The organism is Methanobrevibacter gottschalkii DSM 11977, assembly GCF_003814835.1.
Lineage (GTDB): Archaea > Methanobacteriota > Methanobacteria > Methanobacteriales > Methanobacteriaceae > Methanocatella > Methanocatella gottschalkii.
In genome coordinates this window covers 623597-645355 of record NZ_RKRG01000001.1, presented here as the reverse complement: position 1 = coordinate 645355, position 21759 = coordinate 623597, and the positions used below count along the sequence as shown (strand labels likewise).

Below are 21759 nucleotides of genomic sequence, written 5' to 3'. Positions count from 1 at the left end.
CACAGTATAAATAAATTATTGATAAGCTATTGTCAGGTGATGTTGATATGGAACTGATGGAGAAACTGACTTAAAGAAAAATTAAAATTGAAACTAGTAAAGACGGTTCCACTCCTGAAAGAAGAAATCCATCAACCTCTGGTGATGCAGATGAAATTGGCGAAACAGACAGCACTGGAAATGAGGATGCTCATTCTTTTACTACTCGTGAAGAATATAACATTAATTCATTGAATTGCTCGTTGTTTAGTTGTGAAGACTTATTATGATGTGTTTCACCCCTCATTAATATTCATATTTCATCTATGAGGCAAATCGTGCATTGAAACCCTTAATGCCTAATTAAGGGGAGGGAACAAGCTCCTTTTCATTTACCCAATAGTACCAATGCAAGAAAATAAGGTTTTCATTACTTAACCCTCAAATCGACTTATAAACAGCCAGTTCTTATTTGACAACCTAATTATTTATATATGTCTATTCCAATCCATTTCATTCATTGATTCATCAGATTAACAAATCATTTTCATAGTTATTTATATTGTGCATTAATACTATTCATTATGTGTTCAATTAACAATGCCGTCAACTTAAGAAATTGATTTTTTTGCTTTATTTTTTTATTATTAATACGTTATGTCTTTATTATGTTTAATATATGTTTATATTTTGTTTTTTAAAAAAACAGTTTATTACAGTTTGTTATTATTTGATTAAATTAATATTTAGCTTTTATTATATTTAAACTTATTTGCTACAATATAAATTTAATGCGTTGAATTCATTATTTTAATTAAAGCAAAATTTAAATTAAGTATTTTTAAATAATCTGATATGTATGGTCTATATATAAATTACTTATATTAATTTAGTTTTTATAGAAGAAATAGAGTCATTAGAAAATATTATATAAATAGTGAGGACAAATGTATAAATATGAAACAAAAACAAAAGTCCTCAATAATACTTTGGGGCAAATCATTAATTAAATTTTCTATTTTTTGTGAAAAAATGGAAAATGTGAAATCTGAAGTAAAACTGTTAAAAATTCAAATAAATAAATTAAATTTATTTGTTTTAGGCAAATAAATCGATGGTGATATTTATGTTTTATTATTATGAGTCTGCCATCGATACAGTATTAACCAATTATCAAAAATTTGTTAATACTGAAAATAAATTTTCCAGAGAACGTAAATTTAATTTTAAGGACATTGTATCATTCTTTTTGTTTAATAAAGGATCTTCAAATCAAAATGATTTAGATGACTATTTGGAAGATAAATTTGATGACTTGGATATCTGTTTAACAAGACAAAATCTTTCAAAACAAAGAATATTCATTGATCCATTAGTTTTTAAACAAATAAGCAATAAATATTTAAAAAATATAAATTATAATACTAATAATCCCTTATTTAAAAAATTTAAAGGATTTTTCTTAATTGCTGGTGATGGGTCCGATTTTGAAATTCCTGATTTTGATGAAGTTCGTAATGAATTTGGGATTAAAAACAATAGTTTAATTAAAAGAGAGCCTTCAAATGCTAAATTTTCAGGTTTAATGGATGTTTTAAATGGTTTTATCATTGCCGGCATAATAGGAAACCACAAACAAGGCGAATTACAACTAATGCATCAAAATCTAAAGAATTCCACCAAAATAATCAATCCTACATCTTCAATTTTAATATTTGATAGAGGATATGCAGCAATGGAACTATTTGCACATATAATTGAGATGAATAGTTATTTTGTAGTACGATTGCAGGATGATTTCTATAAAAAAAGAAAGAAAACAAGTTCAATCCAATGATGAAGAAATAAAATTGTATTTAACTGGCGAAAGACTCAAAAGATTCAAAGATCCAATTCTTAAAGAAAAAATATTCCAAAGAATTATATCTAAAATTAAGAATAGTCACCATTGAAATAGAAAAAGAAAATGAAAAGACAGGAGAAATTGAAATTGAAATCGAAACTTTTATTAACAAATTTACCTGAAAATATCATGACAACAGAAGATATTTGTGAAATTTACCACCAAAGATGGGGAATCGAAACCAACTACAACACACTAAAAAAAACAGATACTACATCGAGAACTACACTGGAAAAAGACGCATAACCATCGAACAAGACATTTACTCCAAATTCTTAAGATACAACATATTTTGCCATTACAAATCTTATTTAAACTTCATAATAAATAAAAGAAAAAGAAAAAAAGGAATCAAAGACGAATACCAAGTAGATCAAGCAAATTTAATCAGAAAATTAAAGAAATACCTGCCAAAAATGATTTTAAACCCTTCCACGAAGATTATAAGAAAATACACAATAAAAATAATCCGACTATACGAAAGCACCAAATAAAATCAAAAAAGACAGAAAAGTACCCAGAAAACCAACTCCAGCAAGAAAATTCAACATGAATTACAGATTAACATGAAAAAAGAGTGTTCGCCAAAAGTAATTTTTTTGATGTAAATTTTTCTTTGTTTTTGAATTGAATTATTTTTAATCAGTTTCAAAAATTAATTTTAGATTTTTGGCGGACACCCAAAATAATAAAAAAAACTAAACTAAAAAATCATGAAAAATTACTTAAGTTGACAGCATTTGTTCAATTAATGCACACTTGAAGATTATAATTATGTGTGAATTATATTCTATTTATAGTTAATTACCAAACTTTTATTATAGATAATTGACAAATAATAAATTATGTCAGGTAAATCCAATATTAATGTTTTAAAAAATGTGAAAAAAACAGCTCTGGATGAAGAAATTGCAAAATATGTTGCTTACCATAGGTATTATCAAAGACTAATTGCAATTAGAATTATCAGTGAAGGTCATAGCATTGCGGAAGCTGCAAGAATAATTAGAAAATCATATCAAACAGTTCATCGATGGGCTAAAACATGCGAAAGTGAAGGACTGGAAGGTTTAAAACCGTCATTTGGTGGTGGAAGACCTTCAAAATTAACTTATGATCAACTAATTGAACTGGACAAAATCATTGAAAAAACACCTAATATCTCAATGAAAGACGTACATATTCTTGTTAATGAAAAATTCAATGTAAATTATAGTTTAAAGCAAATAGGCAAAATTATGAAAAAATTAGGATACAATTACAGTAAAGCATATCCAAAATCTTCAAAATCTCCAAAAGATGCTGAAAAACAGTTAAAAAAAACTTAAAAGAACATAATGTAAATTCAAACGATATTATAGCCTTATTTGATGAAGATTCTTTCCAAAATGAACCATATACACAAAAATCACTCTATAAAAAGAGGAACAAAACATACACAAACTGTAAATCCCTATAAATTCAAAATAAATGCCACAGAATCATTAGCAATAAATGGAAATTCAACCCTCACAATTTACAAACTCCTCAACAGCACCTGAAATTGCAATAGCACTTTTAGAAATAAGATACGCAAATACAAAGAACAAAAATACTGTAAAAATATTAAATAAAATCATAAATGAAGTAAATTTAACTGATAAAGAAATAGACGAAATTTTAATCGAAAACAACGAAAATAATAAAGTTTTCACAGAAAAAATTCTAAAAATAATAGAAAAATATAAAGACGATACAACCTCAACAATCGCCAGAATAATAGGAAAACACTGTAATCGTGAATCAATCCAAAATGTGAAAAAAAGAAGAGAAATAAGAAGAAAAATAACATTAAATCTCTTAAAAAAAGAAAACATATTATCAAAAACAAAAAAATGAACAAAGAATATGTTTAATATTAGATAATTATAGCGTCCATAAATCTGCATTCATCAAAGAAATAGCATTATACCTCAATATTACATTAATATACATTCTTCCCTACTCTCCTCACTTAAATCCAATAGAACAAATATGGAGACAAATGAAAAGAGAAATAAAACGTTATTATCTAGAATCAAAAGAATTTCTAAAAGAATTAACAATAAAAACCTACAATAAATCAATTTTAGGAACAAAAGTTTATGACAAATGGTTTGAAACATTTATACCAAAAGTTTGGTAATTAACTATAATTAAATATTTTAGAACTTTTAGAAATTGAGGAGAATATCTCAAAATAGAAAAAAGTATTCTATTTCATGTTAATATCTTTAGATATTTTAAGATTATACTTGAATTGAAATAAACTCTCAATAACGCTTCACAACATATTGCAAATAAAATAGTGGGAATAGTAGAGACATTTAAATATAGTTTAAACAAGGAATAATTCTGTTTAAAATATTTTTCATAGATGCATGCATAATCTCTAACATGTTCAATACTTATGACCAGAATAATTATGGGTAACAATTCTAAAAAAATTTTATTACTAAATAATATGGATAAACTAGTAAAAATAACTAAAAGTAACAAATATATACAAATAGTAATTTTCATTAAACAGCCTCTTTCTTCATTAAATGACATTTTAACTCCACTATTTATTTAAAATAAACAAAAAAATACTTGATCCGAAATATAATCTCAATATTACTTCACAACAAATAATACTCACAATTACTGAAAATAAACATACTTTAAAAAAAACTTGGAAGTATGAATATTTATGTTTATATTTAAAATATAATTCAGTGTATTCACGAGATATGTAACCTCCAATCATTAATAAAATAAAGGGACAGGATTGTAGATACACTTCATTATTTAAAAATATTGATAAAAATAACATTATTAAAAATACGATAATATTTATTAAAATAGTATGTCTTATCAATTTTTTTCTTTTTGTATCAAAAGACATAATTTTACCTGCTAAAGATTTTATTAATTACAATGTCTCCAATAATATATTTGTTAATATAATATTGAATGGAATAGTATATAAAATCTTTTTTTGTTGTACCATACATAGTATTTGATATTGATTCTATAGTTCCATATCTTATAATTTTATGAGAACCGTAATCAATAGTTCCTCCATGAGATTTAGCTAAATTCATTAAATATTTGTCAAAACCTTTATTAATGGAATTTTTAGTAACATGCCTAACCAAATGACCATCACTTAAAACAATTTTACCTAAACTGCCAACATTCCATTTTATTAAAGATGATGGAGCACCTGCGGGAATCATTGAAGTACCAACATCAAATATGAAGTGTGCACCCCTATTATAATTCCAACCTTTATTTAAATCATCTGCGTAATATGTGGCCAACATTCCGGAACCAATTAACAAACCTGCTCCAATTGCAATACTCCATCCAACAGGATTAGAAACTAAAAACAATCCGGTTCCAATAGTAATTGCCAAACATCCTGCAAAACCTAACCAATCATTATTCATATTGTCCAACGAGGTATCAATTCCATTTATAATACCAACAATTAAATCTTCTAATTTCAATGAATTTTCACCAAAATTATGCCCCCATTCAGTTTGTTGGCTGGCATAACAATATGCTCCATAGCATCCATTAATACAATCACGTAAAATTCCAGTAGTTTCATCGTAAACAAAAACAACATTACTAACATTTAAGCTACGAATCAAAGTATAATTTCCTTCAACAATAAATTCTAAAGTTCCATTATTAAATAAACTATCAATCAAAGAAAACATAGCTGAAGATTTATTTCCTTCATTAGGGAATAATGCATCAATAACATACTTTTCAATAATAGAAAATGATGCTGAACAAGCAAAATTAAATGATTTAATATTATTTACATCACCAACTACTTCACGACCAAAGTTAAAATCAGATTCTCCAGTCAGATAATAACCTTCCAAACTATCACAAACACTCATAACCATAGGGTTTACACGAGTCCAGGATACATTGAACTTATCTGCACTAACGTCAGCAACAACATCATTACAATAAATTACTAGTAAACCTTCAAGGAAACTACCATAAGCTGCTTTCATATAACCTATATTATAATATAATTCCCCATTAACATCAGTACGGTTCTTCTGATTTAACCAATAATTTAGAGCATTATTATTAATTTTGCTATTTGCAAAGGTATAGGTTTTTAAACAATCATAATCTGAAGATAAAAATGTATAAATACAGTTATAGTTAATGGAGTAAATATTTCCATTGTCATAAATTAAATCACCATTATCGCCAATAGGGAATGGTGCAGTCAAATCAAAATATCCTCCATTTACATAATGAATATTATACAAACTAACTGAAGAATCCCCTCTCCACACAAAAGTTTTGTTGATAGTGTCTTCAAATGCAAAAAATAATCTGTCATTTCCAGGATATTTTAATGAAACACTCATTGTATCAAATAAATTTCCATTTGCATAATCAATAAATGACATCTCTAAATCAGACAAGCTATAAGAATTCTTGATTAAATTTAATAAAATATCATTAAGAGTAATATTATTATTAGCTAGTAAATTATAAACATCTTGTAACTTAAATTGGATATTGCTTTTACTTAGTTTATTATCCAATAATTCAATTGTATTCAAACTAGGGTCATTTAAATATAAATAAGCATATGCGCATATTTGCTTATTTCTATAACCTGAAAAACAAGAGTGATATGTATCTAAAGCATTCCAAAAATTATTTGAAAACACATTCTTTGCTTCATTATAAAAGGAACTTTCAATAACTATTGTATTGCGCACTTCTCCATTATAAATTAATAATAACTCACTTTTAAAGTTCCCCACATATCTGCATACAATACTAAACCAATCTACATTATCAACCAATGGAACTCTAACACTAATATCAAGATTTGAACCATTAAAAATAGCAGAACTAACGATATCAATGGTTGCATATGCATTAAATGAACTTTCACGGAAAAATGAGATATTTTGATGATCCAATGTAACAGTTAGATTATTTAAAAATCCTAATCTATATTCTTTAATAGAACTACCTTCAGATAACATTAAGTCAATTATTCTATTAACACCCCTATACACAACACCATTATCATATAAATATTCACAATACATATTATAAACAATTTTACAATTTGGAATAAAATATTGATTAAAAATTTCCCCATAATTATTTGATCTTAAATTAGCAACATAAGAAACATTATAAACAATTCCATTATCAATTTTATAATTAGTTTCATAAACATTCAAAACTAAATAAGCAGAACAATTTATTCCAATATTTTCATTATTATTTATATCTCCTGAATTTAAGGCATTATTAGTTATATAATTTTTACCCCACCAATTGTTATTTGCATCAACAATACCCTTTTTACAGTAAACACCGAATTTAGAATTATCTACAATACGATTGAAATTAATTCTTAAATTAGAAGCATTTATAGAGTAAATACCATAATGATTATTAATAAAAGTATTACTAATTACTTTACTATCAACACAATTTAAATAAAGCCCAATATTATTTATAGAGAAATTATTTCCAAAGAAAACATCATCATAGGACTTATTAATTAAAATTCCGTAGTTTAAATTAGTAAATTGATTGTTTATAAGAATATTGGATTTTGAATTTAAAATGGTTATAGCAGAAACATTTTTATTAGATTCAAAATTATTATTAATAATTTTTGAATTTTCTAAAACTTCAAAATTAATATAATTATAATAATTATCATAAAAATTATTTCCTTGAATACAAATATTATTTAGATTATCATTATCTTTATTTTCATTATGAATACTAAATCCATATTTATTATAAAAATTGTTATTTTGAATAACACAATTTGAAACATTATTTAATTCAATACCTGACCCATTATCTGATTTAAAAGTAAAACCTTCAATAAAGGTATTATTTACATTTTTCATGTAAATTATAGGGGACTTATTGTTAGATTGCCAAATCACATTATTAGAAATTAAATAAATATTTTTATTAATAACAACATTTTCAATTATGATATCTTTATTAACTTCAATAATGTCTCCTTTTTTTGTTTTATCATCATTGATTGCATTTTGTATGGTATTATATGTTTTTCCATTGTTTAGATTAGCTATGCAATTTCCAATGAAATAATAAACACTAATTATTTCACTTCTATGGTTAAATGTGTCCATTGCAAAAAAACGTAAATTGGTGTTTTTTACAACATTAATGGGTTCTGAGTAAATAGTGCTTTGAACTGTAGGGTCACTACCATCTAAGGTGTAATATATTATTGGTTTTTCATCAAATAAATCAACACTTGTTAAATTAACCTGAAAATTAGTATTATAAATTCCTGACCCATGACTTGCCCAAACCAATGGAACATCCCCATCTAGAACATAATTAACATGGTTAATTGTGCTGTTGAATCCTCTAAAAGAAGAATAATATATTATGCTCCAATTACATGTAGTTAAATTAAAAGATAAACTGTGATTATCTTTATACCAAGAAGCACCATTATCAAAACTACAATAGACAATGTACTCAGCATTATCACCAGTAAAATCAACTAATAAATTAGATACATTATAAAAACCATTGTGCATATTGATTTCAGGTGTTAAAGCTCCTTGAACATTTAAATTAATCTTTTTACTAATGCTTGCATATGGACTTTTAGCAAATGAAACATCAACATTATATGTTCCAGATTTTTCTTCTATTTTAATCCCTGCTTTTCCATTGCTGTCACTAACTACATTTTTACTTTTATCATTGATTTTAAAAGTGATTGTTTGTCCACTTAAAAATTTATTATTCTTAGTATCTTTTAAAGTTGCATATAAGTATGCATTGCTGTCATCATAATTACAAGTTAAATCATTTACAGTTAAACTTGTAGGAATACTATTGACAGTTACAGTTACTGTCTTTTTACTTTTCAAATAATTTGCATTTGTAAATGAAATTGTGGTAGTGTATTTTTTTGGTCCAGCTCCAATTGTTAGAGTTGCAACTCCTTTCGAATTTGTTTTTTGATTATAGTTTTTACCATTAAAATTAAAAACAACAGTTTTATTTACTAAAACTTTTCTTTTTTTATCTTTTAGTGTCGCTTTTAACTTATTGTTGCCGTCACCATATGTGAAAGCAAGATTATTCACAGTTAATGATGTTGGCATTGCTTTTACCGTTACTTTTGCTGTTTTACTGCTTGTTTGATATCCTTTTGCTTTGAAAGTAAATTTCACCGAATATGTTCCCGGTTTTTTTTGAACATTCCAACTAACGCAACCTTTGGAATCTGTTGTACGTGAGTAAGTTTTACCAGAATAATTGACTGTAATCTTTTTCCCAGTTAATACTTTGCCTTTTGAGTTTTTCAAATAAGCTACATAAAAATTTATTTAAATTCTTCAAATTTACACTCCATTATAATTGAATAGTAATAAAATATAATATATTTATTTCATGACATATATTTTTTTATTTGTGTCTGCCAGGGACTGTCAATTTGTTAGGACTTTTTTTTGATTTTCTATCCAACCATCTTTTCTTGCCATAATGTAGTCGAATATTCCTTCTGGCGTTCTATAAATTCTTTTTGTGTGTTTATCTAGTGTATTTTCCGAAGTAATTTTCTATTTTATTGTTTGTGCTTTCTAATTTTCCGATGAACGGTTTTTCAAGGAAAACTAGATATTTTCTATAAAACTGGGAAGAAATTTTTGTTTAAGTAGTCTTGCATCATCATGGGAAAATTAGTTAATTCATATTTAAGGAGTTCTATGTATTTTTCTGCTTTTTTAAATGATTGTTGGTGGAATAATTCGTAAAAATAATCTTATATATGTTTTTATTTCGTTTGTTAATTTCTTCTTTTTTAGTTTTGCGCATTTTTTTGATTTGGTTTCGGAGATTTTTGGCTGGGTTTTTCTTAATTCTGCTTCGTATTTGTCTAGTTCTTCGGTTATTTTTGGTTTTAAATTGGTAGTCATATTTTTAATTAGGTGAAATGTGCAGTGTTGATGTGCAAAGCCTAATTTTCTCATTATTTGTTCATAATCTTCTTTTAAATCGGTTATTATTGCTTTGCGGTTTTTTAAGGGGATTGATATGTCGATGAAATCTTCAATTATTTTTTGGTGTTTCTTTTTCTGATATTAAGCATGCTACGGGCATGTTATTGATTTATATCGAATAATTCTAATCCTGTTATATCCATTTACCTTCATTTTTAATCCATTGGGCGTCATTAACCATAATATCCGGAGAGTTCTAGTTCTTCGTTTAACCAATAATACTCCATCATCATTTTTTAAAGCTTTTCTAATAGATTCATGCGATATATCAAAGTTTAACAATGCTTTAAAATCATTTTACAATGTTTCTTAATGATTTCCAAACTATGTTGCAATAGAATTTTTGCTTTGTTTTTTATTTTATTGGAATAATTGCAGAATTTTTCCCAGTATTCTGTGAACTTCACTTGGAACTTTTTTTTACATTTTTTTTACACTTATATCGCTTAAATTTAACTCTAATTGGAATTCCATCATCCATAATATAATAATCTCCAATTTATATCCTTTTCTAGAAAATTTTTTAGAACCAAGATGTTTACAATAAAGGCTCACATTCCATCTACAATTCCCTTGATTATTAAAAAAGTAATTATCATCGAGAATAGACTCAATAGGTAAAATTAACTGAGGATAAATTTTTTTATCAAAATCTTTTTCAACCAAAAATCCTTTTCGAACTAGGATCCTTAAATGCACCGATAAATATATAAGTCTCGCCGACCAATCTAAGATATGGAAGGCATTTAATTTCGGATTTCATATATAATTATTTGTATTTCATCATATAAATACTTAATCAAACTCAAAATTAAAAATAAAAAACAATACCAAACATATAATTAATTTACAAAATTATTAAAAACAAACATTAAAATCAAAGTAGAATTAATAGAAAAAAATCTTAAAAAAAATAAAAAACTAAAAGAAGACTGAAAAAACGACTTTAAAAAAAAATAAACACTAAATACCAACAAAAGTCCTAACAAATTGACAGTCCCCATTTGGTATGTATTCGATTTTCCAAATCGGAAACTATATAGCAAGAATATGAAAATAAATATAGTTACTAAAAGTAAGATTAATTGATTTCATATGATTTTACCAATGTCATACTTGAGATACTTGTGTATAAAGTATGCCTAAAACACTGGTAATTAAATGAAAATCAAGGTTATTACTAATTTAAAATTATTAATGATTAAAATGAATGTTGGAATTATTGGAGGTAGCGATGGTTTAGGTAAAACAATTGTCTACTACTTAAGGGATGAATTTGATGTATACATAACTGGAAGAGATCATAAAAAAGGTAAAGAAGTTGCTTGTAATTTAAATGTTAATTATATTGAATCAAATACTGATTTAGCAAAAATTAGTGATATTATAATTGTTTCAGTACCAATACATCATACATCAGATGTTATACGTGAAGTTGCTCAATTTATGAAAGCAGGATCATTGATGATTGATGTAACATCAGTTAAAGAAGAGCCCTCTAGAACTATGGAAGAAGTATTGCCTGACACCGTAGAATATATTCCAACACACCCAATTTTTGGTCCGAGAACAACAGAGTTAGATAACCAGGTTATTGTTTTAACCGCTACTAAAAAAGGCGAATGGTACAGAAAAGTTTATGACTATCTGAATAAACAACATATGCGAATAATTGAAACTACTGCCAAAAAACACGATTATATGATGAGTATCGTGCAAGTTTTAACTCATTTTTCATTTATTTCAACTGCATCAGCTATTGAAAAATTAAAAATAGATATTTCTGAAACTGAAGATTATGAAAGTCCAATATATAATCTTATGATTGATATGATTGCCCGTATTGTTGCACAAAACCCTTACTTAACTTATCACATTCAATCTATGAACAATAATGGTCCAAAAATTAGAAATACATTTGCAGATGCAGTTATTGAGTTAAGAGATGTAATTAATAATGAAGATGATGAAAAATTTGTTGAAATAGCAATTAAAGCAACAAAACATATGGGGGACATTAAAAATGCATTAGGTAGAAGTGATAAAGCAATTAATGGATTAAACCACGAATTTACATTATTAAATAAATCAATAGGTACTGAAGTTGGCCTAAGGCATATTTACTCTGGAAAAATCCATGTTGGAATTTTAGAGAAAATAGAAAATAAAACTGCAATATTAAGAAAAAGAAATAAGGTTAAAAAATTACGTATAGCTAATATTGAGGTTTTAAGCGATAATGAACTTTATGAATGGAAAATTAATAATCTAGATAAAAAAAGAGAATCAATCAGTTGTGTATTTCCAAAGAGAGTTGATGCCGAAGTCATACAAGATACAGTTATGAATATCGCAAATATAATTGATATAAAATTAACTGACACATACAATGGTCCCCAAATTAGTAAAAATTCTATAAGTTTGACTTTTGAAGTTATTGCACTATCAAAAGAAGATATTGAAAAAATTAAAGAGTTATTCACTGGTTTTGGTGGAGTTATAAGATAATTGTTTTAAACAATACGAACATATATTAAAGTGTCAAAAAGTAATTAAACTTTTAATTAAAAAATTACACTTTTAAAATTTATTATTTTTATTAAAATAAAATATAATTACTTTTTTTATTAAATTAAAATACTGATTATTTTCATTACGAATATAAATATATTTAAAAGATTTTTAAAAAAATTTTATGACCGAAAACTTTATATAGTAAATCATACACAGGTATATTTGTCAATAAAGTTACAAAAAGTAACAAAAAGATTGACATGAAATAATGATTACTAAATTATTGTCATAAAAGGAGATGGTTATCATGGCAGAAAATGAAATTACTCTAAAAGTTGCAGAAGCAATTTCACAAAAAGATGTAGGTCAGGGCGTGGCACGACTTGACCCTAATGTTATGGATGACTTAAATATTCATGAAAGAGATTTAATCGAAATCATAGGTGAAAAAAGAACTGCCGCAATCGCTCTTCCTTCACAAACCGACATTGGACTTGAAGTTATAAGAATTGATGGATTAGTACGTAAAAATTCTGGTGCAACTATCGGTGGGGAGGTTCAAATTAGAAAAATTAAGGCAGTAGAAGCTAAAAAAGTTGTTTTAGCCCCAATTGAAAATAACATCCGTGTACAAGGAGATGTTCGTGGTTTATTTGCTGGAAAAGTAATGGTGCAAGGAGACATTATTGGATCTCAAATTAGAGCACCAAAACCAAGTATGAATATGGGTTTTGGTAGCTTATTTGATGAATTAATGGATTTCACACCAGCAATGAAAGAAATTAAATTCGCTGTTGTATCCACTAACCCTAAAGATATTGTTATTGTTGGTCCAAATACCGAAGTACAACTTTACGAAACCCCAGTTGATGTAAGTAAAATAGAAGGTGTAGGAAACCTTGTTGATGTAAGCTATGAAGATATCGGCGGTCTTAAAGAAGAAGTTAAAAAAGTAAGAGAAATGATTGAAATTCCTCTAAAAAGACCAGAACTCTTTGAAAAATTAGGTATTGCACCTCCAAAAGGAGTATTGATGCATGGTCCACCAGGTACTGGTAAAACATTACTCGCTAAAGCAGTAGCTAGTGAAAGTGATGCTCATTTCATTGCAATAAATGGGCCTGAAATTATGAGCAAATATGTAGGTGGATCTGAAGAAAACTTAAGAGAATACTTCGAAGAAGCAGAAGAAAATGCTCCTTCAATCATATTTATCGATGAGCTTGATGCAATTGCACCAAAAAGAGAAGAAACCAACGGTGAAGTTGAAAGAAGAACCGTTGCTCAACTTCTTACTTTAATGGATGGTCTTAAATCCCGTGGCCAAGTAGTAGTAATTGGTGCAACCAACAGACCAGATTCTCTTGACCCTGCACTTAGAAGGCCAGGAAGATTTGATCGTGAAATAGAAATTGGAGTACCGGATTCTGAAGAAAGAAAAGAAGTGCTTGAAATTCACACAAGAAATATGCCTCTCTCAGAGGATGTCGACCTCGATAAAATTTCAAATACAACCCATGGATTTGTAGGTGCCGATCTTGAATCCTTATGTAAAGAAGCAGCTATGAGAGTTGTTAGAAGAATCTTACCTGAAATCCAAAACGATGAGGAAATTCCAAAAGAAGTGATGGAAAAAATCGTTGTTACAGGCGATGACTTTAAAAATGCGCAAAAAGAAATCCAACCTTCAGCTTTAAGAGAAGTACTTGTTCAAATTCCAGATATTAAATGGGATGATATAGGTGGTCTTGAAGACGTAAAACAAGAACTTAAAGAAGCTGTTGAATGGCCATTAAAACACCCAGAAACATTCAAACGTTTAGGAATAAGACCTCCAAAAGGAACATTGCTTTATGGAATTCCAGGAACTGGTAAAACTTTACTTGCAAAAGCAGTAGCAAGTGAAAGTGAAGCAAACTTCATTTCAGTGAAAGGTCCTGAACTTTTATCCAAATGGGTTGGAGAATCAGAAAAAGGTGTTAGAGAAGTATTTAGAAAAGCAAAACAAGCAGCACCAACAGTAATATTTTTCGATGAAATTGATGCAATAGCTAGCACACGTAGCGGAAATGATACTGATAGTGGTGTAACTAAAAGAGTTGTAAACCAACTGTTAACAGAAATGGACGGTTTAGAAGAGCTTGAAGATGTTTCAATTATTGCAGCAACCAACAGACCAGACATTTTAGATGCTGGACTCATGAGACCTGGAAGATTCGATAGACACATACAAGTCGATGAACCAGATGAAGAAACAAGACTTGCAATCTTTAAAGTACACACTAAAAATATGCCTCTTGCGGAAGACGTTGATCTTAAAAAACTTGCCAAAAATACTGAAAAATATGTTGGAGCAGACATTGAATCAGTATGTAGAGAAGCAGCAATGCTTACTTTAAGAAAAGATCTTGATGCCAAAGAAATCCCATATAAATACTTCAAAGAAGCAATCGATAAAGTAAAACCTGGATATAGCTCCAATGAGGAGCAATTAGTCCAATACATGTAGGAAGAATCATCAATTCTTCCTTTCATTATAACCTTATAATAAACTGACCATATTAAGGGAGAGATAGAGAAATCTCTCCCAAACCTCCAAATAATATTTACCCCATTTTCTACCGTAGGGAAGATATGGAATCTTCCCACAACCTCCATAATACTATTTTTAACAATATCTTTTAAATAAGAAATTTGACAATATCATAATCATGAGCGAACATATTATTGAAGCATTAGGATTAAGTAAAGTAATTATTAAAGATGGCAAAGTTATTGATGTAAGTGAACCCCAAGTTGAATATTGTCCTCTTTTTGATCACCACAGGGGAATTAAAAAATTAACATCTGAAATAATAGCTAAAAATATAAAGTTCAGAATAGATGATTTTGGAATGTGCATGCCAAATCGCCAGTTAAGAATGAAGGACTTTTTAAACTTTGGAATTTCTGAAATTATGTGCACATTACTTGATGAAAAAATAATTGATTCTGTTGTAATGGTTTTAGAAGGTTGTGGAACATTAATTGTTACAGAATCAGAACTTGTTCAAGGAATAGGTGGAAGAGTGTCTGGCCTTGTAAAAACCAGTCCAATTCCTGAATTAATAGATAAAATTGGTAAAGAAAATATTGTTCAACCAGAAACCGCTGAAATAAACCAAATTAAAGGATTAGAACTTGCAATTAAAAAAGGTTTTAAAAATATTGCAGTTACAATAACCTTAGCAAGTGATATTGATGAAATTGAAAGAATAAAATCTGAAAACCCCAATGTGTCCATCTATGTTTTTGTCGTTCACACAACTAAAAGAAATGCTAAAGATGCTAGAAAATTATTTGATGGATGTGATGTTATAACCTCTTGTGCATCCAAATATGTGCGTGAAATCGGAAAAAAAGAAAGTATAAAAACAGTTGGTCAATCCATACCAATTTTCGCACACACCGAAGATGGAAAAAGATTTTTAGAAATGCGTTTGAAAAAAATTGGTGGGGAAAAACCTAAAATAGATAATCCGGATTTGCCATACCCGTTAATTTAATTATCTCCTATTTGGTAAAGTAAATTCTTGTGCAACAATTCTTTGATGATAAAACTGTGATTTATATTCAATGAAATCAAATCTTCTTCCGCTTACACCGTATTTTGGATTATAACCAAAAATATTAATATAATCTCTTAAATCATCCCTTTCACTTTTCATTGCTAATGTTACTTTATATAATGCTTTTGTATCATCAATAGCTCTATGAAAATTAACTTCCGGAATATTATAATGCTTAACAGCATCGATTAATTTATGGGGAAATTTTTTTCTATCTTTTAAAACTGATACAGTATCCAACCAATTTAAATTAGAAACAATTTTGTCCGCTTCATTTGGAAAATGACGTTTTAATAAATAATAAATAAATTGCAAATCAAATTGACAATTATGAGCAATCATTAATGTATCATCTGTTAGTCTCTCTTTTAAATCATTAGCGACTTTTTCTTCGCTAACTCCCTCATTTTTTATCATGTCATCTGTAATTCCAGTTAATGCAGATATTTTTGGTGGAATTGGTTCCTCAACATCAATAAATTCATCATACTTGTCAATTACAATACCATTTTCAACTGTCAACATTGCAAGTTCAATAATTTTACACCTAGAACAGTCAAGACCTGTAGTTTCAGTATCAAAAAATATAACTTTTATAGTAAACACAACCTAAAATAAATATAATTTAATTAATTCTATATATTTAAATTAATATAATTAATTATGACTAGTCAATATGAGGGATAAACTTGACTCAAAAAAGTGAAGCACAAAAAGGTAATATTACTCCGGAGATGGAAATTGTTGCAAAACAAGAAAACATGGACATAAATAAATTAGTAAAATTAGTGGACTTAGGAAAAATCGTAATTCCAAAAAATATTAACGGGCACTCAAAACCATGCGGTATTGGAGAAGGACTTAAAACTAAAATTAATGCAAATATTGGTTCATCATCTAAAATTGACGATATTGAATTAGAAATTAACAAAGCAAAATTAGCACAAGAATATGGTGCTGATGCATTAATGGACTTATCCACCGGTTCTGATTTAAAATTATTTAGAAAAAAAATTATGGATGCAGTTGATATCTGTATCGGAACTGTTCCAATATATGAAGCCGGTGTTGTTACCCTTGGTAAAAATAAAGAAATAATTGATATGGATCCTGATGATATATTTAAAGCTATAGAAAATCAAGCGAAAGAAGGAGTGGATTTCATGACGCTCCATTGTGGAATCACTGAAGATTTAGTTCAAAAATTAAAAGATTCCAATAGGATGATGGGAATTGTGAGTCGTGGCGGAACGTTTATGGCCTCTTGGATTAACCATAACAATATGGAAAATCCATTGTACGAAAATTATGATTATCTTTTAGAATTATCTTACGAATATGACATCACATTATCATTAGGAGATGGTTTAAGACCAGGTTGTTTAGCTGATGCAAGTGACATCCCTCAAATTCAAGAACTTGTAAACTTAGGTGGCCTTGTTAAAAGAGCACAAGATGCAAATGTTCAAGTAATGGTTGAAGGTCCAGGACATATGCCCTTAAATCAGATTAAAGCAAATATGGAACTTCAGAAAACCATTTGTCATGGTGCTCCTTTTTATGTGCTGGGACCACTCGTAACTGATCTTGCACCTGGCTATGATCATATTACAGGAGCGATAGGAGGAGCAATAGCCGCATCATCCGGTGCTAACTTCTTATGTTATGTAACACCAGCAGAACACTTATCCCTTCCAAGCTTAGAAGATGTAAAAGAAGGAGTTATCGCGTCCAAAATTGCTGCAGAAGCTGCTGATGTTGCAAAAGGTCTTGAATCCTCATGGACTCAGGAACGTGCTATGGCACAAGCAAGAAAAGAATTTGACTGGGAAAAACAATTCAATCTTGCTTTAGATAAATCCAAACCTAGAACCTATCGTGAAAAATGTGAACTTGACGATGATGAAATGTGTGCAATGTGTGGAGAATATTGTGCAGTTAAAATAGCTAAAGGCGATTTTTAATGAAATATCAAGAATTGGTAGATGTTTACTCAGCACTTGAAGCAACTACAAAAAGACTCGAAAAAACCGAAATAATTTCTGAATTTTTAAAAAAATTAGACACAGGCACAATTGAAAAAGTAGGATTATTAATTTTAGGTGTTGTATTTCCAGCATGGAGTTCAGAAGAGATAGGAATTGGAGGAAAATTAGTTGAAAGAGCAGTAGCAGAAGCCGTTGGAACAACACAAGCTACTGTAGAAGATGCTGTTCGTGATGAAGGAGATATTGGTCTTGCATGTATTAAATTATATGCTAAAAAGTCCCAAATGACTTTTTTCTCACAACCACTAACAATTGATTTTGTATTCAATAGCTTACGCAAACTATCTCAGATTAGCGGATCTAGATCAACTAATCGTAAAATTGCTGTTATCTTAGAATTATTAAGCCAAGCCAGTGCAACAGAAGCTAAATATTTAACCCGTACCATTACAGAAGAGTTAAGAATTGGCGTAGGGGATGGAGTAGTTAGGGATGCAATAGCACAAGCTTTTGACATTGATAAAAAAGTGGTTGAAAGAGCCCAAATGCTTACAAATGATTTTTCTGTTGTTGCAAAAACAGCGAAAGAAGAAGGCAGTTCTGGTTTAGAAAAACTTAATTTAACTCCCGGAACTCCAGTTAAACCAATGCTTGCACAGCTTGCACCACCATTAGAAGAAATCATTCCTGAAATGGGTGTGGCAATTTGTGATACCAAATATGATGGAATTAGATTGCAGGTTCACAGGAACAATGATGAAATTAACATATTCACCCGTAGACTTGAAAATATTACTCATGCTCTTCCAGAAATCGTTAGATTATTTGATGAACATTTGCCCCATGAAAATTACATCGTAGAAGGTGAAGTAATAGCTACAAGAGATGGAAAACCATTGCCTTTCCAAAATATATTACATCGTGTTAGAAGAAAACATAATGTTGAAGAAGCTATAGAAAATGTTCCTCTAAAAGTATATCTGTTTGATGTAATGTATTACCAAGTTCCAATGATTGATGAACCTTTAAAAAACAGAAGAACAATTTTAGAGTCAATTGTTGATACTTCAGTTGATGAAATGAATTTAAGTACCATGAAAATTGGAACAGCAGAAAACATCAAAGAAATTCAAGAACTATTTGAAACTTCAATTAAAGAAGGTCACGAAGGAATTATGATTAAAGATGCATCAGAACCATATATTCCAGGACTTAGAGGAAAAAAAATGCTTAAATACAAAGCAGAACCTGAAACCCTCGATATGATTGTTATAGGTGGAACCTACGGAATTGGTAAAAGAGGAGATTTCGTTGGTTCTTACTTGGTAGCACTTAGAGATGAAAATAATGAATTTAAAAGTGTGGCTTATGCTGCAACAGGTCTTGATGATGCAACATTAGAATATTTGACTGGCAAAATGAAAGAACTTGAACTTTCAACTAAAGGGCGTGAAATTAAAGTTGAACCAAAAATTGTTTTAGAAATCGCATTTTCTGAAATTGTTGAATCACCAGAATATGAAACGGGTTATTCTTTAAGATTCCCTGTTGTTAAAAACATAAGAAAAGATAAAGGTCCGATGGATGTTGATACTGTTGAAAGATTAATTTCCATGTACAATACTGGAAATTAAATCCATTTACTTTTTTTATAGATCATTTTATTAATAGCTAAATTTTACAGTTTAAAATCCTATCAACTATTTTTAATTCAAAACCCAATTAGAAAATCATGAGAATTACAGATGAAAAATTATTAAGAATATCCTTAATAACTGCATTAATTGGAATAATTGGATTAATTATATTCACACCATCAATTGAAGTCAAAAAAATTGACATTAAAGATATTACAAGATCAATGATTGATGAAAAGGTATCTGTTCGTGGCATAATTACAGATATTAAAGAATCAAGTTCAAAAACAAATTATTTTTTGACTATAAGTGATGGGGAAAGTCGAATTACATTAATTATATTTGAAAAACAAGTTTCAGAGATTACTTCTAGAAATTTAGATATTGGAGATTTTAAAAATAAAAAGGTTGAAGTTGTAGGAACCATAACAGAATATAAATCTGATTTAGAATTAATTTTATCGAGCGGAGACAGTTTGCGCATAATTAATTAACAATATATTTTTATTTAAAAAACATCAAATATAATACCCAATAAATAAATAGGAATTTAAATTATGTCCAACAAAAAAAGATTATTTGGAACATTTGGAGTTAGAAGAACTGCAAATGATGTGTTAACTCCAGAATTTGCAACAAGATTATCTGCATGTTATGGAAGTGTTGTTAAAGGCAAAATTGCAGTTGGTGCAGACACCAGAACAACTAGCCCTATGTTAAAAGATGCAGTTATTGCTGGTTTGCTTTCAGCTGGTTGTGATGCTGTAGATTTAGGAACATTGCCAACACCTGCAGTTCAATATGCAGTAAGACAATATTATGATGGTGGAATTATGATAACAGCCAGCCACAATCCTCCTGAATTTAATGGACTTAAATTTTTAGATGAATTCGGTATTGGTCTTCCTGACGATATTGAATTAGAAATTGAAAGTCTTTATTTTGATAGTGAACCAATTAGAGCAAATTGGGATGAGATTGGTGAGAAATATACAAATGACAACATCATTGATGAATACATTCAAACAGCAATGTCCCATGTTGATGTCGATGCAATTAAAGAAGCTAATTTAAAAGTAGTATTAGACTGTGGATCCGGTGCAGGTTCTTTTACAGCACCTTATTTAGTTAGAGAACTTGGATGTGAAGTAACTACTCTAAATTGTCAAGCTGATGGATTTTTCCCAGGCAGGGATCCTGAACCAATAGAAGAAAACTTACAAGAACTCATTTCTGTTGTAAAAGAATTGAATGCTGATATCGGTCTTGCTCATGATGGTGATGCAGACAGAACCATTTGTATTGATGAAAACGGTGCTTTTGTCCTGGGAGATAAAACATTCACATTAGTAGAAAAACAAATGCTTAAAGAAAATGGTGGAGGAACTATTGTAACAACCGTTGCAACTTCACAAGCTATTTATGACATAGCCGAAGAATACAATGGAGAAGTAATAGCAACTGCAGTTGGAGATTTACTTGTAGCACGTAAATTAAAAGATACTGATGGTCTTTTTGGAGGAGAAGAAAACGGTGGCCTAATTTTCCCTAATTTCGTTTATGGAAGAGACGCCGCTTTAACTGTTGCTAAAATCCTAGAAATAATAGCTAAAGAAAATAAAACATTATCCCAATTAGTTTCAGAATTACCAGTTTATTATTCTGCTAAAATGAAAACTGAATGTTCTGATGATTTAAAAGAAGAAATAATGTCCAAGATAGCTGCAGAAGTTAAAGAAACCACAGATTATGAACTTGACACAACAGATGGAGTTAAAATCTTTAAAGATGGTGGTTGGGTCATTATCAGACCATCCGGAACAGAACCAATTTTCAGAAGTTATTCAGAAGGGAATTCTCAAGAACAAGCTGATGAAATGGCCCAATGGGGAATCAGCTTAATTAAAAAATACAGAGATTAGATTTTTTCTGTTAGTTCTTGAACACCAGTTGTTGATGGAGTATTCCATCCATCCAATTTTTTAGAGTAATCAACTCTATTTAAAACATGATTGAAACTGTTTGAAACACAAGCAACATAACATTCCAATT

General features: G+C 28.8%; 15 protein-coding genes and 2 pseudogenes. 12 read left to right on the top strand and 5 right to left on the bottom strand.

Translation table 11 applies throughout. The features are described from left to right. Positions 1-1093 precede the first annotated feature (1093 nt). The 5 genes and pseudogenes from EDC42_RS03200 (at position 1094) to EDC42_RS09590 (ending at position 4046) form a co-directional block, all read left to right on the top strand. Positions 1094-2128 (top strand): annotated as a pseudogene (locus tag EDC42_RS03200) (IS4 family transposase). Positions 2129-2727: 599 nt separating this feature from the next. After that, the gene (locus EDC42_RS03190) at positions 2728-3210 is read left to right on the top strand and encodes a helix-turn-helix domain-containing protein (RefSeq protein WP_069575177.1); all 483 of its coding nucleotides are present in this window, start codon (positions 2728-2730) and stop codon (positions 3208-3210) included. Positions 3211-3376: 166 nt separating this feature from the next. Then, a complete protein-coding gene (locus tag EDC42_RS09430; protein WP_158005590.1) occupies positions 3377-3760 on the top strand; it encodes a hypothetical protein in 384 nt (127 codons plus the stop codon). Between the two features lie 7 nt (positions 3761-3767). Further along, a pseudogene (locus tag EDC42_RS09785) lies at positions 3768-3887 on the top strand (transposase); the annotation flags it as partial. Between the two features lie 18 nt (positions 3888-3905). Continuing rightward, on the top strand, positions 3906-4046 hold the full coding sequence (locus tag EDC42_RS09590; protein WP_233144897.1) for a hypothetical protein: 141 nt from the start codon (positions 3906-3908) through the stop codon (positions 4044-4046). Between the two features lie 745 nt (positions 4047-4791). Here EDC42_RS09590 and EDC42_RS03175 read toward each other — a convergent pair. The 3 genes from EDC42_RS03175 to EDC42_RS03165 all read right to left on the bottom strand — a co-directional run bounded on the left by EDC42_RS03175 (position 4792) and on the right by EDC42_RS03165 (position 10626). Beyond that, a complete protein-coding gene (locus EDC42_RS03175) occupies positions 4792-9264 on the bottom strand; it encodes a chitobiase/beta-hexosaminidase C-terminal domain-containing protein (protein WP_123833382.1) in 4473 nt (1490 codons plus the stop codon). A gap of 420 nt (positions 9265-9684) precedes the next feature. After that, the gene (locus tag EDC42_RS03170; RefSeq protein WP_069574562.1) at positions 9685-9930 is read right to left on the bottom strand and encodes a hypothetical protein; all 246 of its coding nucleotides are present in this window, start codon (positions 9928-9930) and stop codon (positions 9685-9687) included. 450 nt (positions 9931-10380) lie between these two features. Beyond that, the gene (locus EDC42_RS03165) at positions 10381-10626 is read right to left on the bottom strand and encodes a hypothetical protein (RefSeq protein WP_069574563.1); all 246 of its coding nucleotides are present in this window, start codon (positions 10624-10626) and stop codon (positions 10381-10383) included. A 531-nt stretch (positions 10627-11157) separates the two neighbouring features. Here EDC42_RS03165 and EDC42_RS03160 point away from each other — a divergent pair. From EDC42_RS03160 to EDC42_RS03150, 3 genes are all read left to right on the top strand, one after another. Then, positions 11158-12468, top strand: a complete 1311-nt coding sequence (locus tag EDC42_RS03160; protein ID WP_069574580.1) for a prephenate dehydrogenase — start codon at positions 11158-11160, stop codon at positions 12466-12468. A gap of 313 nt (positions 12469-12781) precedes the next feature. Then, entirely contained in the window at positions 12782-14983 is a 2202-nt protein-coding gene (locus EDC42_RS03155) for a CDC48 family AAA ATPase (RefSeq protein WP_069574564.1), read from the top strand. 202 nt (positions 14984-15185) lie between these two features. After that, positions 15186-16019 (top strand): methanogenesis marker 8 protein, encoded by an 834-nt coding sequence (locus EDC42_RS03150; RefSeq protein WP_069574565.1) that lies wholly within the window; start codon positions 15186-15188, stop codon positions 16017-16019. On the opposite strand, the gene EDC42_RS03145 is transcribed toward EDC42_RS03150, so the two are convergent. Beyond that, positions 16020-16688 carry a 3'-5' exonuclease gene (locus EDC42_RS03145; RefSeq protein WP_069574566.1) on the bottom strand — a complete coding sequence of 223 codons (669 nt, stop codon included), beginning with the start codon at positions 16686-16688 and terminating at the stop codon, positions 16020-16022. Positions 16689-16771: 83 nt separating this feature from the next. Between EDC42_RS03145 and thiC the strand changes: the two genes are divergently transcribed. From thiC to glmM, 4 genes are all read left to right on the top strand, one after another. Beyond that, positions 16772-18046 carry a phosphomethylpyrimidine synthase gene (gene thiC, locus EDC42_RS03140; protein WP_069574567.1) on the top strand — a complete coding sequence of 425 codons (1275 nt, stop codon included), beginning with the start codon at positions 16772-16774 and terminating at the stop codon, positions 18044-18046. Continuing rightward, complete coding sequence (locus tag EDC42_RS03135) at positions 18046-19704, top strand: ATP-dependent DNA ligase (RefSeq protein ID WP_069574568.1); 1659 nt, start codon at positions 18046-18048, stop codon at positions 19702-19704. Before thiC ends, EDC42_RS03135 begins: the two co-directional genes overlap by 1 nt. A gap of 98 nt (positions 19705-19802) precedes the next feature. Further along, positions 19803-20201 carry an exodeoxyribonuclease VII large subunit gene (locus EDC42_RS03130; RefSeq protein ID WP_069574569.1) on the top strand — a complete coding sequence of 133 codons (399 nt, stop codon included), beginning with the start codon at positions 19803-19805 and terminating at the stop codon, positions 20199-20201. 63 nt (positions 20202-20264) lie between these two features. Next, positions 20265-21629 carry a phosphoglucosamine mutase gene (gene glmM / locus EDC42_RS03125; protein ID WP_069574570.1) on the top strand — a complete coding sequence of 455 codons (1365 nt, stop codon included), beginning with the start codon at positions 20265-20267 and terminating at the stop codon, positions 21627-21629. Here glmM and EDC42_RS09700 read toward each other — a convergent pair. Continuing rightward, entirely contained in the window at positions 21626-21757 is a 132-nt protein-coding gene (locus tag EDC42_RS09700) for a hypothetical protein (protein WP_255360568.1), read from the bottom strand. The genes glmM and EDC42_RS09700 overlap by 4 nt on opposite strands. Positions 21758-21759: the final 2 nt, after the last annotated feature.

Excerpts from the sequence above, each read along its gene's own strand:
- EDC42_RS03190 (WP_069575177.1), top strand. The coding sequence starts at position 2,728 with ATGTCAGGTAAATCCAATATTAATGTTTTAAAAAATGTGAAAAAAACA.
- EDC42_RS09430 (WP_158005590.1), top strand. The coding sequence starts at position 3,377 with ATGGAAATTCAACCCTCACAATTTACAAACTCCTCAACAGCACCTGAA.
- EDC42_RS09590 (WP_233144897.1), top strand. The coding sequence starts at position 3,906 with ATGAAAAGAGAAATAAAACGTTATTATCTAGAATCAAAAGAATTTCTA.
- EDC42_RS03170 (WP_069574562.1), bottom strand. The coding sequence starts at position 9,930 with ATGAGAAAATTAGGCTTTGCACATCAACACTGCACATTTCACCTAATT.
- EDC42_RS03160 (WP_069574580.1), top strand. The coding sequence starts at position 11,158 with ATGATTAAAATGAATGTTGGAATTATTGGAGGTAGCGATGGTTTAGGT.
- EDC42_RS03155 (WP_069574564.1), top strand. The coding sequence starts at position 12,782 with ATGGCAGAAAATGAAATTACTCTAAAAGTTGCAGAAGCAATTTCACAA.
- EDC42_RS03150 (WP_069574565.1), top strand. The coding sequence starts at position 15,186 with ATGAGCGAACATATTATTGAAGCATTAGGATTAAGTAAAGTAATTATT.
- EDC42_RS03135 (WP_069574568.1), top strand. The coding sequence starts at position 18,046 with ATGAAATATCAAGAATTGGTAGATGTTTACTCAGCACTTGAAGCAACT.
- EDC42_RS03130 (WP_069574569.1), top strand. The coding sequence starts at position 19,803 with ATGAGAATTACAGATGAAAAATTATTAAGAATATCCTTAATAACTGCA.
- glmM (WP_069574570.1), top strand. The coding sequence starts at position 20,265 with ATGTCCAACAAAAAAAGATTATTTGGAACATTTGGAGTTAGAAGAACT.